The following is a 15,075-nucleotide window of genomic DNA, read 5'->3' as shown; positions in this document are numbered from 1 at the left end:
CGGGTACCGAGCACGGGGGACGGGGTCTATGGGGCATGGGGGTACCTCGTTCCGAAGGGGCCAGTGTTGAACGTGACCCGACAGGTTCGAGATCGTTGGTGCGGCATGAACAGCACCAAGCGCGTACTTGCCGCCGTAGCCCTCGCGGGCGCCGCACTGTCCATCGCCAGCACTGCACACGCCGCTCCGAACGGGTCCGGGGACCGGGGAGGAGAGGTAACAGACCAGTCGGTCAACGATGCTCTGACAGCACACGGCGACTCGCTGTTCAGCGGGAGCAACAACACACTGGGCACGGTGACGAGCACATTCACGGGCGCAGCCGAGAACCTTCTCTTCTAGAGCACGGCCACTTCGCCGGCGGGGGTAGCAGTGGTGGTCTGGGCAAGGGGTGAAGCCGCGCCGTTGCCGAACTCCGTGCTCGTCTTGAGCCCGTGGCACCCCCGGCACAACACCTGAACGTTGCCGTCCGTGTCGGTCCCTCCCATCGAGAGGGGCCGCACGTGGTCCACGTCCCGCAGCGGCGGCCCCGGGCAGTCAGTTTGGGGCACCCGGGTACCGAGCGCGGGGGCAAGGCGATAGGGCGCGCCGTGGGCAACAGAGCTCATGAGGTGAGCGCATCCCGCGCCGTTCCTGATCGTTTACGAGGCATGAACAAGACTCATCGCATGCTCGCGGCCGCGCTCCTCGCGGGGGCCGCTCTCGGACTCGCCGGTACCACGCACGCCTTCGCAGACACGCCAGACGGAAGCACTTTCAGCGACGTCGGAGTTCTCGGCAACGGCACGCCGCACGTGGACGGCTCCGTGACCGCAGGCGGGGATGCCGTGATCTCCGGAAACGGCGTGAACAATGCGGCAGCTATGACCAGCGGCGATACCAATCTCGACGTAAGCGCCGACGGCTAAGACTCCGAGGTATGTGCCCAGGGTGCGTGACCGCACCGGCCACCGCAGCGCTCACCCTGTGGACCCAGCGCTAGGCCACGCTCCCGAACTCCGTCCGGGTCTTGAGCTGGTGGCACCCCCGGCACAGCACTTGAACGTTGCCGTCCGTGTCGGTCCCTCCCAGTGAGAGGGGTCGCACGTGGTCCACGTCCACGTCTGCCGCGGGGAAGTCGTCTAGGCACCAGTCACACCACGCGTGCCCTGGACCGCTCGCAGCCGGTACTGCCGATGATGCCCGGAGTGCCGCAGCGCGTCACGCACGACTACGTCCGGGCCGGCACCACCACCCTGTTCGCCGCCCTCGAGGTCGCCACCGGCAAGGTGATCGGCTCACTCCATCGCCGCCACCGGGCCGAAGAGTTCAAGAAGTTCCTCATCAAGCTCGATAAGGAAGTCCCGGCCGGCCTCGATGTCCATCTGGTGCTGGACAACTACGCCACCCACAAGACCCCGGCCATCAAGACCTGGCTGCTGGCGCATCCCCGGTTCCACCTGCACTTCACGCCGACAGGATCGTCCTGGCTCAACCTGGTCGAGCGATGGTTCGCCGAGCTGACGAACAAGCGGATACGGCGAGGCGTCCACAAGACCGTCCAGGCCCTGGAGCAGGACATCCGCGACTGGATCGCCGCTTGGAACACCGACCCCAAGCCCTACGTCTGGACCAAGACCGCGGACGAGATCCTCGAACGCCTCGCCGCATATCTGAACAGAATTCCTGACTCAGAAGACTAGACCCCGCCGATGGGGACGGGGGTGGCGAGTTCGGTGGCCTGCTCGATGATGACGCCGCCCAGGAAGCCGAAGCGGTCGCTGGGGAGGGGAGCGCGGAGGACGCGGGTGTGCGGCGTTTCGGCGGCGCTGTGCGCTTCGTGGGTTTGGGCATTGGCGGCCGGGGCCGAGGCCGCCAATGCGGCGCAGAGGGAGGCGGCCGCCAGCGTGGCCCGTTTGGCTGTAGTGCCGCGGCGGGCGACGTTTGCCCCGTCGCGGTGTTCGGCGCGCACTCTTGCCGCACCGGACGCCGTGAGCGCATCTTTGCGTGGTGTTGATCGTTTGCCGGTCATGAACAACACCAAGCGGACTCTTGCCGTATGCCTTCTCACAGGGGCCGTACTCGGGCTCTCCGGCATGCCTCATGCCGTCGCCGATACGCCGGGTGGAAGCATCCTCTCCGGCATCGCGCTCATCGGAAGCAACGCCAACGCGAACTCCGACGACTCCAACAGTCAGAACGTGGTCGCTAACGGCAATCAGTTTGCCTCGGGCATCGGCGTCACCAATTCACCCTCGATGGTCGTGGGCGACACCATTAACGACTTCCAGGCCCTCGCCGGCCGATAGACGTGACCTGATGCAGTGGCAGGCAACGCTTGCCCGTCAAGGAGAGGCGTCTGGTGCGGCACCTGTGCGCGTCGAAGATCGGGACGGGGCAAACGTTGCCTGCTGTGGCAGTAGTCATGCCTGTTAAACGTCGATCGGGCGGACGCGGTCACTGTCGTGTCGCGGACGGACGATCCGGGCAGACCGACTTGAAGGGGCTCCGCTCGCCCGCCTGAGGCAGCGGTGCACCACTCCCGTGACCTGGCGGCCGCGGTACCGACGTTCGCGTTCAGGAGGCGTCACCGCGTGACGCCTCCTGGCGACGCTAGCTGCAGGCCCAGGGTTTAAGGAACAGGCGCTCAGCGCTCGCCGAACAGCACGGAAGCCTCTCCGGGCTGGCCCGTGTCGGCGTACCGCGTGGCCGCGAGATCGAATTCCGTCCTGGTCAGCAGCGTGTCACGCTGAAAGTTCATCTGCAGGAACAGGTTCTGCGCCGTATGCATGTCCACCCCCTTGCCCTGCAGGTAGATCAGGAACTCCTCCACCGATACGGTGCCGTCCTTGTCGGTGTCGGCCTCGTCGAAGACCTTGGCGGCTGTGACACGCATCTGCTCTGCGGAGAGGGTCATGGGTATTCCTCCTGGTTGGGACAACGAACCTTCTGGAAGGCAAGCCCTGAAACGCTCGCTACCTTCGAAAGCAAGCCGTTTTGCGCGCGGCGGCGGACAGGCCGTGGCGCGTCAGTTGCGGCAGTCAGCTTCGGCTGACAGAGCCGACGGTCAGGTAACCGCAGGGGCTAGCCGAGCCGGAACTGCTGGTGGTGCGCCTCACCGCCGGACCACTGCACGAGCGCAGCGCCGTTGTCGGTGCTCTCGCCATTGACGGACAGGTACAGGCCGCTGTGCCGGTTCTGCAGGGCGAAGTAGCCGTTGTCCTTCTGCACCAGGCGCCACTGCTGGTGCGGCCCGGTCACGGTGCCCCACTGGATGACCTTCGCACCCTCGGCCGTGCTCTCGCCGTCCACGGACAGAGCCTTGGCACTGTGTACGGCGCGCACCACGTAGTAGCCGCTGGTCGTGGCTTCCAGGTTCCACTTCTGGTGGTCGCCGCCCTGGAACGGCCACTGGACGACAGGTGTTCCGTCATCCTTCTTCTCGCCGTGCACAGACACGGCCTTGTCGCTGTGCCGGGCGATCAGCGCGGCGGTGAACACAGCAGACATGAGACTTGCTTCCTTCCCAAGGGGGCTGTCGCGGGGCGACAGGCTCCCGGCGGGAGCGGCAGCCATGTTGCCGCTCCCGCCGGGACAGCCGGAGGAAACGAGGTCAAACCACCCGCCAGGGGGAATCGCTGCGCGCGTTCTCCGCCATCTTCATGGCCTCTGACCTGCACCTGCTGTCAGGCTTCGGCTACCTCACCCCGGCCGAGACCAGGCAGCGGCATCAACACGCCCCCGCGGCATAACGAACGAGCGTCCAAGATCACGGGGAAACTTCAGTGGTGGCAGTGACCGCCTGTCGGAACAAACCGCCGCCCGATGGGGCGGCGTGGCGCATCACCTGACGGCCCTGCTGATCGTTGAGGAGGCATGAAAGTCACAGCTCGCGTTCTGCTCGGGATGCTCGCCGCCCCTACTGTCCTGTCCGCTACTGCCACCGCCCACGCGGTCGGCAGCGCCGACGTCCATGACAGCCTTGTCCTCCCCGCTCAGCCAGCCTTCTTCGAACGGCAGCCCGTTTTCACCAGCCGGGGAGCCAACGAAGACAACGTCAACACCCACGCCGACGCCGGCCTGCTCCAGGTAGTAACCTCCGGCGCTGAATACGACCTCGCCAAGGTTGGGATCCTCTCCAACTGACCCACCCGGGCGCCCCTGGTTCCCGACCCATCGACCCCAGAGCTTCCGTTCGGGGAGCGGTCACCGTGACCGCTCCCCGAACGCGTCTCACAAAGGGTCTCCCCCGAGACCGGGGCACCGGGATTTCCTGCACCGCAACTACTCACACCCGTATAACCCGCGCCGCCGGAAGGCGCTCGTTCATTCCTCCCCGCCCCACATGCCCGCGCGGCCTGCCGTGTCGGCCTGTCGGGGCGGCCAGGCCTGGGCAACGGCCAGCTGCCCGGTGCGTAACGATTACACCTTTCTCGCCAGTAGCACTGCCTCGCTCAGGGACTCGGCGGTTTCATGGTTGCACGTGTTACCGCCGTATGCGGTGGCACATCCACCCTTCCCTGGCGAGGTCTCCCATGGAACATGCCCCTACCCGCCCGCCCACTCCTTCCCCGGTCGGCCGGCCCCGTCACGCGCCGCTCTGGCGCGTGAACGCGCTCGTGTTCGCCGTACTCCTTCTCGACGGATACGACACGACAGCACTCGGCTTCGTCGTGCCGGCACTGGCCCAGGAGTGGGGGCGGCAGCCGGCCGCCTTCACCCCCGCGCTGGTCGCGACGAACATCGGAGTCGTGATCGGCTACCTGGTCTGCGGCCGACTGAGCGCCCGCTTCGGGCGGCGCAAGGTGATCACGTCCGGAACCGTGCTCTTCGGCATCGGCTCGGCCCTGACCGCGTTGGTCCACGATCCCTCGCAGCTCACGGGGGTGCGGGCCCTCACCGCACTCGGACTCGGCATCGTCCTGCCGACGTCCGTCTCCCTGGTCGCCGACCAGTCGCCCACGTCGCGCCGCAGCGCGCACACGGTCGCTGTCACCCTGGCCCTGAGCGTGGGAGCGGCTGCCGGCGGACTGGTCGGCGGGCGGCTGATCGCCGCGCTCGGCTGGACCTCGGTGTTCTGGCTGGGCGCCGTCCTGCCCGCTGTCCTCGCTCCCGCGCTCTACCGCTGGCTTCCCCCTGAGCCGGACGGTGCCGAGAGTCGTACGGCTCCGGGCGGGAAGGCCGCTCCGGGTGTCAGGGCGCTGTTTCCGGCGGGAGCGGGCGTCAGCACGGTGCTGCTGTGGGGCTTCGCGTTCCTGGTGTTCACCACGATGTTCGCACTACAGGCGTGGCTGCCCACGCTTCTCGCCACCGGGTACGGAGTCACCCCAGAACAGGCACCGCTCGGCTCTGCGGCCCTGGGCTTCGGCGGGGTGGTGGGGGGAGCGCTCCTCGTACCCGTCGCGGCCCGGTTCGGCGTCCCGCGGGCCCTGGCCGTCGCCGTGCCGGTGGCCGGTGTTCTCCTGGTCGCTGTGAGCCGTACCGGCACCTCGGGCAGCGGCCTGTTCCTCCTGATCGCCGCGGCAGGAGCGGGCATCGCTGTCGGCGTCGTCGGGCAGGCGGCCCTGGCCGCGGGGATGTATTCGTCCGAAGCAAGGACGACCGGCATCGCCTGGGCAGCCGCGATGGGCCGGGCGGGTTCGGTGGCCGGCCCCGCCGCGGTCGGGGCGTTGATCGGCGCGGGCGTCTCCGGACAGGACGTGATCCTGCTGACGGTGGTACCGGTCGCCGGGGCGGCGCTCATCGCTCTGGTGGTCGCGGTGCGCACGCGGCGTGGCAGGAGAACGGGAGCCGGTGACGTGCTGCCCGCCGACTGACCGGGCCATCCCCGGTGTGCCTCTGAGTGGTGGCCTCCGAGTCCTCCGTGAACGAAGCGGAGCGGCGGGCGTCCGCGGGGCGATGTCAGTCCCGCCACGGCTGGAGTGCCGTGGCGGGCAACCCCTGGGCTACTGCCATCGGCAGCCGTTGACGCGGTGCGCGACCTGGTCGTGGGTGGGCGCCCAGGAGGGCAGCGGCGGATCGAGGTCGCCACAGCCGACGGCGGCAAGGCTGTCCGGGCAACCCTGGGAGCCGGCTTCCAGTACTACTGGGGCACGGCGTGGTACGCGGAGAAGGCCGACGCCTGCCGCGTCTCAGGAACCTTCCAGCTGCGGACCATGGCCGCGACCTTGGCACCTCCGCCGTGATCCATTGACACCGGGCTCTGAGGCCGCCCGCGTTCACCTTGGAGGCGGACGCTGAAGCGCGTCGCTTCCTCCTCTCCGGAGGCTTGCGGCTGAAGAGGAGGAAGGCTCGGTCCGGTTGGCCCAAGCGGAACCACTGGTGGGGCCGGCAGACATTGCCTTGGTGGTCAGCCGACCTGGGGACCGGCGCACCTGCGAGCTGCCCGCATGTTTCAGTTCGTCCCCCGTCCGCAGCCGCCACAACACACCGTTGACCACCGGACGGGGGTCACGCCATGGACCGCCACGTCCGTCCAACCGCGGTAACAGGGGCGCCATCCACTACACGCCGCACTGTCAACTCGCCTCGAACCGGCACGAGATCACATAGGCGCGCCTTGGCCGTCCAGCGGGCCACGGCCTCGTCACGTGCCACACCTGCAGGTAGCCGTCGCCGTACTTGTCCCCCGGCTGGGAGTCGTGGGAGAAGAAGTGCAGCGGCCTGCGGCTGAAGGCCCACCGCCCCAGGCCGTGGTCGCGACGCGTGACGATTGAGACGGGAAGACCAGCCGCGTCACTCACGTCCGCCGTGCGGACCGTTCCAAGTAAGCGGCCGGCCGATCCTTCCTCGCAAATCACCAACGCGTGGACGCCACGCGTGACAGCCCGCGCGGGATTACCGCCGGTGCCCGGCCCCGAGAGGTCTCCCTGAGCCTCTGGCTCCGGGAGCGGGACCGGGAGCACCAGGATGGATATGCCACGTCGCGGTCCCCGTGATCAGGGGCGCATCGGCAACGTCCCGGCCGCGACCGCCGGGAGCGTCGGCCGTTCCCAGAAGGCGCACTGGTGGTCCGAAGCGAAAGAGTCGGACATGCGGGTGCCGTAGGGGCTCAAGGTGAGGACCTCGTACTCCGGGCCGACCGCCGACCACCGAGGAAGGCCCGGCAGGTCCGGCCTGCCGGACCGGGCGAACGCGCCCCAGTATCGCTTCATCGAGTCGGCGAACTGGCTCTGCTCCGGAGTCAGCGGAGTGTTGGTGAGGGTGAAGTCGTGTACGTAGGCGAGTTCGGCGCTGTGGCCGTTGGCCATGTCCAGACCGGGTACCTGCGCCCCCAGAAGCGTGGGTGAATCCGGATCGTCGAACTCGTAGGCGTACGTGGGCACCTGACGGGCAAAGGCGCGGGCCGTATCCACCGTGGGACACGCGAAGAGCGAGTCGGTCATGAGGGCGGACATCGCGAGGTAGGGGCTGGCGTAGTCGGACAGCGGGTAGCGGGCCAGGACCTCGGTGGCGGCCGGGCCGTACTGTGCGTGGATCTGTGCCGTGTACTGGTCGGATGTCAGACGGGGCTGGGTCAGGGCCACGAAGAACCTGCCCTCGGCGCGGGTGGTGCCGATGAGGATCGGCACCCTGTTCCACGTCCCCGAGGTGATGGCCGCGGAGGGCTGGTGGGGCAGGAGCTCGTCGCCGTACGCGGGCCCGGCGACCGGGATGTTCCGTGCGGCGGCTTCCAGCGCCTGGGCGGGCGCTTCGCGCAGGCAGGCCGTACGGGTCCGTGGGTCCGGGCAGCCGGCCGCGGTGGCGAAGGACTCGGCCTGTGACCGTGCCTGTTCCTGGCTGGGGGCCTGGAGGAGCGAGCAGGGTCCGCTCTGCAGGATCGCTCTGCTGAAGAGCCCGGAGGTGCGGGGCGAGGCGAGGAGAGCGCAGACGGAGCCGCTGCCCGCGGACTGGCCGGAGACGGTGATGTTTCCCGGGTCGCCGCCGAAGGCCGCGACGTTGTCACGCGTCCAGCTCAGTGCGGCGATCTGGTCCATCAGGCCCCAGGAGCCGGATCTGGGCCTGTCCTCGTCGGCGAGTCCGTCCAGGTCCAGGTAACCGAGCTGGCCGAGTCGGTAGTTGATGCTGATGACGACGCTGTTGGTGAGCCGGGCCAGGGTCTGGCCACCGAACTGGGTGCCCGTACCCTGCGTGTACGCCCCGCCGTGGATCCAGAGGATCACGGGCAGGCGGGATCCCGGGTGTGCCTGAAGTGGACGGTAGACGTCGAGGTACAGACAGTCCTCGCTGACGGCGGTCGGGTCGGCGAGACCGAACGGTGAGAACTGCCGGCATGCCGGCGCCTGTCGTGTCGCCTGCCGTAGGCCGGCCCAGTGCCGGGCCGGGCGCGGAGCGCGGAAGCGCCAGGCGCCCACAGGCGGTGCCGCGTAGGGGACACCGAGGAAAGCGTGGGCACCGCCGAGTGCGCTGCCCTGGAGCAAGCCCTGCTCCACTACCGCGACGGGAAGTTCGCGAGCCTGTGGCGTCACCGCCGCGGCGGGTGGCGAAAAGAGGGTGAGGGCGAGCAGGACTGTGATGCCCAGGAGCAGGCGTAATGCCTTGCTGACGGCTGGTGGTCTCATGGGGAATCTCCTTGAGGGGACGCGGGAGCGAGGTGTGCCGGGTGGCCTCGGATGTCGTCTCCGAGGCCACCCGGCGTCGGTCATGGAGCAGACGGGCTGATTCCGCCGCGCTGCTGCTACGGGCGCAGTCCGCGCAGCAGCCCCGCGGTCTTCGCGGTGTCGACGGGCCCCGTGTTCCAGTCGGCCGCGATGGGCGTCAGCGACACCTTGTCCGCACCGAGCGCCTCCACATCGCTGCCCATCGCCGGCGTCCGCAGATCGACGGTCACGGAGACCTTCCACGTCCCGTTCCCGGAGTCCGTGTAGTTCGGCTTCAGGATCTGCTGCTTGTCCTGCGTGGTGACCGCGGTGCCCTTGGCGAGGCCCTTGCCGTCCTCGCCGACGATGGGGTGGTTGATGTTGAGACCGACGCCTTCGGGGAGAAGACGGGCCGAGTGCGAGCGCTTCCGCAGGTGCTCGATGAGCTCGGCGACGAAGTCACTGGTGGGGTGCATGGCGTTGACGGTCGACTCGAAGACGGGTGCGGACAGACCGCCGGTGCTGACCGCGAAGGCGGGCACGCCCGCCTCCAGGGCGGCGACGGCACCGCCCACTGTGCCGGAGTGGGTGGCGATGCCGGCGATGTTGGTGCCGAAGTTGGCGCCGGAGACGACCAGGTCGGGGGCCTTGTCGGCGAAGACGACGGAGAGGCCGAACGCCACGGCGTCGCCCGGGGTCCCGTCGACCGCCCACACCTTGGGCCGCGGATGCCGTACGGTCACGGAGCTGCCGGCCGACATCTTGGTTCCCGTACCACTCTGGTTGGTCAGCGGGGCGACGATGGTCACGTCGTGGCCCGCGGCTGTGAGCCGGTCGGCCAGGATGCGGATGCCGGGCGCGTCGAATCCGTCGTCGTTGGTGATCATGATCCTGAGGGCCGCTGCTTCGTCCGTATCGGGCTGCGCCCCGACCTGTGCTGTTGCCGGGGTGGCCGTGGCCAGAACGGGGGTGCAGAGGAGTACGGCGGCCAGTGACAGCAGTCGAGCACGTCTCACACGGAACTCCTTGAGGAGAGGAAAGGTGTATGCGGGTCGCCGGCGCGGCGCTTTCCGCCCCCGGTCACGGCGCCACTGGTTTCGCTCATGACGGGTGTGCCGCACGGATGATGGGCAGAGGGCGCCAAGCCGTTCCCGGGTGACAGCTGTTGTGCACGTCGGCGGGAGCGGAAATCGGCGGGTGGCCAGGTCTGGGAGCAGATCTGCCCTGTAGTTACACGTGTTATCGGTGTCACTTGTCTAGCACTGACTTGGCGTACACGCCAGCCCTCGGTACGGATCTGCGGCCGCGGCTACCCGCGACGGAGTGAGACGTGGTGTCACTCGGCCGCGGCTACCCGCGACGGAGTGAGACGTGGTGTCACGTGTAAATTTTGGGACTCGGTAGGGCGTCGGATTCGCGCTCCTCGTTCACATCCCTTGTGTCGGTGGCCGGAAACATCCCATCCTCTTGCGTGGAGCGTCACTCATGACGCAACCCGAAGCGATGGCGGTGACCGCTTCCTGCGCGCCGGCCTGCTGCCGGCTGTTCGGGACCCCGGCGCGAGAAACATCCGTGCGACGTCCCCCAGGTCGGTGCTCGCCACATTCCCCTGAAGGATCCCGCATGCGGTCGCGCCCCCCCCACGATCGGCCGTGCCCTCGAAAGGTATGTCGTGCCTGATTCGTTCACCTCTGATGTCCCGCGCTCCGATGTTCCCGCGACACAACCCGTACACGCCGTCCCCGCGCTTCCGGCGCGCGGGGCTCTCGCGCTCGGGCTCGTACTCCTGATCGCCGTGGTGGCGGCGGGCGTCCATCTGCGAAGTGCGGCCGGCGCGTCCGGCCTTCAGCCGCTCGACGACCGCTGGTTGCGGCTCATGGGTGAGCCGAGAGCCGGGGCCCTTCAGAATCTCGCCAACAGCCTGGACGTGCTCGGAGGTCCGCTCGGCATGATGGTGCCGCTCGCGTTCGCGGGCTGCCTCTGCGTCTATGGGCGGTGGAGGTCGGGGCTGTTCGTCTTCACCGTCGCCGTGGTCGCGAGCGCCGTGGTCGCGTCGCTCCTCAAAGCGGTCGCCGATCGTCCCCGGCCGCCGCACCCGTCCGTACTGGTGAACGACGGGTCTTTCCCATCAGGGCAGGTGCTCGCCGCGGTCGCCTTCGTGATCGCCGTCGCCGTCGTCGCGTTCGGTCCGCGGGTCAGGCCCTGGTGGTGGGCGTTCAGCGCGCTCTATGTCGGCGCGATGGCCTGGAGCCGGACCTGGCTGCACGCGCAGTGGCTGACGGACGCGCTGGGCGGCGTGCTGGCGGGGGCCGGTGTCGCGCTGATCCTGTGGTGCGCCTTCGCGCCGCTGCTGCGCCGCGAGGCGATCCGGATGGCGGCCGACAGGTTGTGGGACTGAGGAGGGTACGGAGCCGGTGGAGGCTCGCGGCCTAGCCACGGTGAATCCGTCAGGGCATCACTCTCGCGGGAGGTCTCCGGGCTTCCTCCGATCTATGCGGTAGTCGTTGCGACCGTCGAGAACTCACAATCCACCTCGGGGGTGGCGCGTGTAACCTGAACTCTTGGCCTCAGTGGACACAAGGGAGCGGGAGCGCATCGCGCATGGTGGGCAAGGCGCCAGGGTTCGAGACGGTGACCAGCGCCGATGTGGCACGGCTGGCGGGGGTGTCGCGAGCCACGGTGTCCTTCGTGCTCAACAACACGCAGGGGCACCGGGTGAGCGCCCCGACCTGTGACCGGGTGCTGGCGGCAGCTCGTCAGCTCGGCTACGTGCCGCACGCCGCCGCCCGGTCGCTGCGCGCGGGCAAGAGCAATCTGGTGCTGATGCCGGCCTCCGTGTCGGCGGCGGGCCGCCTGGTGAGCGACTGGGTGGACGCGCTGCACAGCGCACTCGACCGGCGGGGGTACGTCACGGTCCTCCACGCCGGCCGCTTCGATGATCCTGTCGACGCCGCCCGCGCCTGGGCCGAGCTGCGACCCATGGCCGTGCTCGCGCTCGACGGAGACCGGTACACCGCTCAGGCTGCCGAGGTGCTGAACCGTGCCGGCGTGCGCGGACAGCTCGCCTTCGCGTCCCGGCCCGTGCCGGGCATGTACACGGTGTCATTCGACCACCGGGACGTCGGAGCGGTCGCGGCCGAGCACCTGATCGCACAAGGGCGCACGAGGATCGGGGTGATCATGCCGCATGAGCGTGGTCTGACCGCCTTCGCCCAGCCGCGCCTGGTGGGCGCGCAGCGGGTGGCCGCCCGAAATGTGGCGACGGTGACGCCCGTAGAACTCGCCTACTCTCACGCGGCCGCCATGGACCTGGCCAAGCGTTGGAAGAGCCTCGGCCTGGACGCCGTCTTCGCCTACAACGACGAGTACGCCGCGCTTTTGATGCACGCGCTGCGACGTCAGGGAGTTTCCGTCCCGGATGACGTCGCGGTCGTCGGGGCCGACGACCTGGTCATGGCCCAGTCGCAGGACCCGCCCCTCAGCACGGTACGGCTGGAGCTGCCGTCCGCGGAACGGATCGCAGAGATACTCGTGGAGCTTGTCGAGAACGGCTCCGCCGCCCCGAGTCCTCGGGTGGAGGCGCGGCTTGTGCATCGCCGCAGTTCCTGAGTCCGACCCCTTCAACCCGTACGTGAACCGCTCAGGGACCTGAAACGCCGAGCCGATGTTCCCGGGCGGCCGGCGAGCGGTCGATGCTGTGCCGGCGCACCGCGTGGGCAGCGCCGGGTACACCGATCAGGTTGTCGACGCGGTCGGCGCCGGCATGATCCGTGTCCGTCCCGCGAGCACGGACTCCACGCCCGCATCGCCAGGAATCCGCCCGCGTTCGCCGTTGGCTCCAGCCGTCCGCTCGACCTCGTGAGGGCTGCCGCCCCGCGCCGACCCCGGACGTCGGGTGAACCGGCCGTGTACCTGTTCCCCGGTGGGTGCCACGGCTTCGCTTGTGAGCGTACGGCGGAGGGAGCAAGCTGGGAGCAGAGCCGCGCGACGGACCCGCTGGACGGTGGCCGACTACGCAGAGCGAGAGAAGCCCCCATGAACCAAGATGCCGCCGCCTCGTCCGCCGCGGGCGGGGGCGGGCAGACAAGAGCGCACGCCGCCTTCATCACCTTGGACGCCCGGGGCATCGTGACCGCGTGGAGCCCCGGCGCCCGCCTGATGCTCGGCTACGCGTCGGCGGAGGCGGTCGGCCGGTCGGCAGCCGAGCTGTTCACCGAGGATCTTCCGCTCAGCGTTCCGCTCGGCCGGGCTGATCGTCAGGCGTGGACCGGAGAGGTCGTCGTGCGGCACCGGGACGGTCACCAGCGCAGACTGGGCGTCGACGCGCACGCGCTGCTGAACGCCGCCGGTGAGGCGCACTGGCTTCTCGAGGTCACGGAGGCCCGGCTGTCCGACGCGGCAGGCGGGAACGACGAGGGGGATGGTCACGCGCCTGATACGGCCATGCTCAAGCAGTGGGCCCTGGACCAGATCCCTCTCCCGATGGCGCTCTTCGACCGGCGTGGGCTGGCGATCGCGGCCAATGCGGCCACGGAGCGCACGATGGGCATGCCCGAACAGGACCTGCGCGGCCTGCATCTGGGCGAGTACGCCCCCGGACAGGCGATGGAGGGCCTCGAACGCATCGGTCACGCCGTGGAGCGTGTACTCCGGGCGGGGGAGACGGTGGCGTACGAGGCGTATCTCCGTACCCCCGGAGAGACACGCCAACACGCATGGCTGCTTTCCCTCTATCCGGTGAAGGACCCCACGGGGCGGGTGCGAGCCATGTCCATGGCGGCCATGGACACCACTGAGCAGTTCCAAGCCAGGCGACGGCTCAGCGTACTCAACGAGGCCGGGCTCAGGATCGGTACGACACTCGACGTGGGGCGCACCGCGGAGGAGCTGGCGGAAGTCGCCACCGACCACTTCGCCGACTTCGTCCTCGTGGATCTGCTGGACGGCGTCCTCCAGGGCCAGGAACCGGACACCACCTCACCTGGCGACGTTCCCACGTTCCGTCGGACCGCCCAGCACTCCGTGCTCGTCGGCTGCCCCGAGGCGGTGGTCCCGATCGGTACGACCTACACCTATCCCACGGATTCACCTCCGGCCCGCGCCCTGAATTCCGGCCGGGCCTCCCACTACCAGCTCGACGCCCAGAGTCTGCAGTGGTGGGCGTCGGGCTCTCCCGAGCGGGCCCGCAGGATCACGGCCCACGGGATCCACTCGATGATGGTGGTACCCCTGCAAGCCCGCGACGTCATGCTGGGACTGGCGATCTTCGCCCGCCACCGGACGGCGGACCCGTTCGGTGAGGACGACCTGCTCCTGGCGCAGGAGCTGGCCGCACGGGCGGCGGTGTGTGTCGACAACGCCCGCCGCTACACCCACGAACGTGCCACCGCGCTTGCTCTCCAACGCAGTCTGCTCCCCCTCCACGCGCCCGCGCAGACGGGCGTGGACGTGGCTTCCCGCTACCTTCCCACCCACTCTCGTGCCGGGATCGGCGGCGACTGGTTCGATGTCATCCCTCTGTCCGGGGCACGGGTGGCGCTGGTCGTCGGCGACGTCGTCGGCCACGGCGTCCACGCCACCGCCACCATGGGCCGGCTTCGTACGGCGGTGCGCACCCTGGCCGATGTCGACCTGGCGCCCGACGAGCTGCTCACTCACCTGGACGACCTCGTGCTGCGCCTGGACCGCGAGGGAACGGTGGGCAGCGAACCGACCGGGGAGAGCACCGGCGAGGTGGGAGCCACCTGCCTCTACGCCGTGTACGACCCGATCTCGCGGCGCTGCTCCACGGCCAGGGCGGGCCACCCTCTCCCCGCCTTGGTCACCCCGGACGGCACCGTCGACTTCCTGGACGTCCCGGCCGGTCCTCCCTTGGGCGTCGGCGGTCTGCCCTTCGAAGTCGCGGAGTTCGACATCCCGGAAGGCGGCCTTCTCGCCCTCTACACAGACGGTCTCGTCGAGGCCCCGGACCGCGACCCGGACGACGGGTACGCCCTGCTCCGTGACGCGCTCTCCGGCACGGACACGTCCCTGGAGGAAACATGCGAGAAGGTGCTGCGCGACGTGCTGCCCGACCGCCCCACCGATGACGCCGCCCTGCTTCTCGTCCGGACCCACACCCTCCGGACCGACCGGGTCGCCACCTGGGATCTGCCCTCCGACCCCGTAGCCGTCGGCCGCGCCCGCGAACTTGCCCGCACCCAACTGTCCGCCTGGGAACTGGACGACGCCGCCTTCACCACCGAGCTCGTCGTGAGCGAACTCGTCACCAACGCCATCCGCTACGGCAGCCCTCCCGTCCAACTGAGGCTGATCCGCGACACCTCACTCATCTGCGAGGTCTCCGACACCAGCAGCGCGTCCCCCCACCTGCGCCGTGCCCGCGTGTTCGACGAGGGCGGCCGCGGCCTCCTCATCGTCGCCCAGCTCACCGACCGCTGGGGTAGTCGGCACACCGGCACAGGTAAGACCATCTGGGCCGAGCAGGCCCTGCCCGGCCGGGGCCTGGAGTGAACGG

At 69.2% G+C, this 15,075-nt stretch carries 14 protein-coding genes and 3 pseudogenes; 9 read left to right on the top strand and 8 right to left on the bottom strand.

Translation table 11 applies throughout. The features are described 5' to 3' along the window. Positions 1-105: 105 nt before the first annotated feature. Entirely contained in the window at positions 106-342 is a 237-nt protein-coding gene (locus tag AB0C73_RS05525) for a hypothetical protein (protein WP_362524907.1), read from the top strand. Here AB0C73_RS05525 and AB0C73_RS05520 read toward each other — a convergent pair. Next, entirely contained in the window at positions 339-608 is a 270-nt protein-coding gene (locus AB0C73_RS05520; protein ID WP_362524905.1) for an HNH endonuclease signature motif containing protein, read from the bottom strand. The genes AB0C73_RS05525 and AB0C73_RS05520 overlap by 4 nt on opposite strands. 42 nt (positions 609-650) lie before the next feature. Between AB0C73_RS05520 and AB0C73_RS05515 the strand changes: the two genes are divergently transcribed. Then, positions 651-908 carry a hypothetical protein gene (locus tag AB0C73_RS05515; RefSeq protein ID WP_362524903.1) on the top strand — a complete coding sequence of 86 codons (258 nt, stop codon included), beginning with the start codon at positions 651-653 and terminating at the stop codon, positions 906-908. A 70-nt stretch (positions 909-978) separates the two neighbouring features. On the opposite strand, the pseudogene AB0C73_RS05510 reads toward AB0C73_RS05515, so the two are convergent. Further along, positions 979-1,125 (bottom strand): annotated as a pseudogene (locus AB0C73_RS05510) (HNH endonuclease signature motif containing protein); the annotation flags it as partial. Between the two features lie 17 nt (positions 1,126-1,142). On the opposite strand from AB0C73_RS05510, the pseudogene AB0C73_RS05505 reads away from it, so the two are divergent. Then, positions 1,143-1,682: pseudogene (locus AB0C73_RS05505) on the top strand (IS630 family transposase); the annotation flags it as partial. Here the strand turns inward: AB0C73_RS05505 and AB0C73_RS05500 are convergent. Further along, positions 1,679-2,020 carry a hypothetical protein gene (locus AB0C73_RS05500; protein WP_362524900.1) on the bottom strand — a complete coding sequence of 114 codons (342 nt, stop codon included), beginning with the start codon at positions 2,018-2,020 and terminating at the stop codon, positions 1,679-1,681. The pseudogene AB0C73_RS05505 and the gene AB0C73_RS05500 sit on opposite strands and share 4 nt — an antisense overlap. On the opposite strand from AB0C73_RS05500, the gene AB0C73_RS05495 reads away from it, so the two are divergent. Beyond that, complete coding sequence (locus tag AB0C73_RS05495) at positions 2,010-2,288, top strand: hypothetical protein (RefSeq protein WP_362524898.1); 279 nt, start codon at positions 2,010-2,012, stop codon at positions 2,286-2,288. The two genes, AB0C73_RS05500 and AB0C73_RS05495, sit on opposite strands and share 11 nt — an antisense overlap. A 338-nt stretch (positions 2,289-2,626) precedes the next feature. On the opposite strand, the gene AB0C73_RS05490 is transcribed toward AB0C73_RS05495, so the two are convergent. Beyond that, positions 2,627-2,896 (bottom strand): EF-hand domain-containing protein, encoded by a 270-nt coding sequence (locus AB0C73_RS05490; RefSeq protein WP_362524897.1) that lies wholly within the window; start codon positions 2,894-2,896, stop codon positions 2,627-2,629. 167 nt (positions 2,897-3,063) lie between these two features. Continuing rightward, positions 3,064-3,489 carry an RICIN domain-containing protein gene (locus AB0C73_RS05485; RefSeq protein ID WP_362524895.1) on the bottom strand — a complete coding sequence of 142 codons (426 nt, stop codon included), beginning with the start codon at positions 3,487-3,489 and terminating at the stop codon, positions 3,064-3,066. A 366-nt stretch (positions 3,490-3,855) separates the two neighbouring features. Here AB0C73_RS05485 and AB0C73_RS05480 point away from each other — a divergent pair, with 366 nt between their 5' ends. Together AB0C73_RS05480 and AB0C73_RS05475 are read left to right on the top strand one after the other, a co-directional pair. Then, the gene (locus tag AB0C73_RS05480; RefSeq protein ID WP_362524893.1) at positions 3,856-4,125 is read left to right on the top strand and encodes a hypothetical protein; all 270 of its coding nucleotides are present in this window, start codon (positions 3,856-3,858) and stop codon (positions 4,123-4,125) included. 461 nt (positions 4,126-4,586) lie between these two features. After that, a complete protein-coding gene (locus AB0C73_RS05475; RefSeq protein ID WP_362524890.1) occupies positions 4,587-5,795 on the top strand; it encodes an MFS transporter in 1,209 nt (402 codons plus the stop codon). Between the two features lie 588 nt (positions 5,796-6,383). Here AB0C73_RS05475 and AB0C73_RS05470 read toward each other — a convergent pair. From AB0C73_RS05470 to surE, 3 genes and pseudogenes are all read right to left on the bottom strand, one after another. Continuing rightward, positions 6,384-6,519, bottom strand: a pseudogene (locus AB0C73_RS05470) (IS5/IS1182 family transposase); the annotation flags it as partial. A gap of 398 nt (positions 6,520-6,917) precedes the next feature. Continuing rightward, on the bottom strand, positions 6,918-8,540 hold the full coding sequence (locus tag AB0C73_RS05465; RefSeq protein ID WP_362524888.1) for a carboxylesterase family protein: 1,623 nt from the start codon (positions 8,538-8,540) through the stop codon (positions 6,918-6,920). Positions 8,541-8,656: 116 nt separating this feature from the next. After that, complete coding sequence (gene surE, locus AB0C73_RS05460) at positions 8,657-9,574, bottom strand: 5'/3'-nucleotidase SurE (protein ID WP_362524885.1); 918 nt, start codon at positions 9,572-9,574, stop codon at positions 8,657-8,659. A 656-nt stretch (positions 9,575-10,230) separates the two neighbouring features. Here surE and AB0C73_RS05455 point away from each other — a divergent pair. From AB0C73_RS05455 to AB0C73_RS05445, 3 genes are all read left to right on the top strand, one after another. Then, a complete protein-coding gene (locus AB0C73_RS05455) occupies positions 10,231-10,956 on the top strand; it encodes a phosphatase PAP2 family protein (RefSeq protein WP_362524883.1) in 726 nt (241 codons plus the stop codon). Between the two features lie 203 nt (positions 10,957-11,159). Further along, entirely contained in the window at positions 11,160-12,167 is a 1,008-nt protein-coding gene (locus AB0C73_RS05450) for a LacI family DNA-binding transcriptional regulator (protein ID WP_362524880.1), read from the top strand. A 426-nt stretch (positions 12,168-12,593) separates the two neighbouring features. Next, the gene (locus AB0C73_RS05445) at positions 12,594-15,071 is read left to right on the top strand and encodes a SpoIIE family protein phosphatase (protein WP_362524878.1); all 2,478 of its coding nucleotides are present in this window, start codon (positions 12,594-12,596) and stop codon (positions 15,069-15,071) included. The last annotated feature ends 4 nt before the right edge of the window (positions 15,072-15,075 follow it).

Source organism: Streptomyces sp. NPDC048623 (assembly GCF_040650755.1).
Lineage (GTDB): Bacteria > Actinomycetota > Actinomycetes > Streptomycetales > Streptomycetaceae > Streptomyces.
This window is presented reverse-complemented; position numbering and strand designations above follow the sequence as displayed.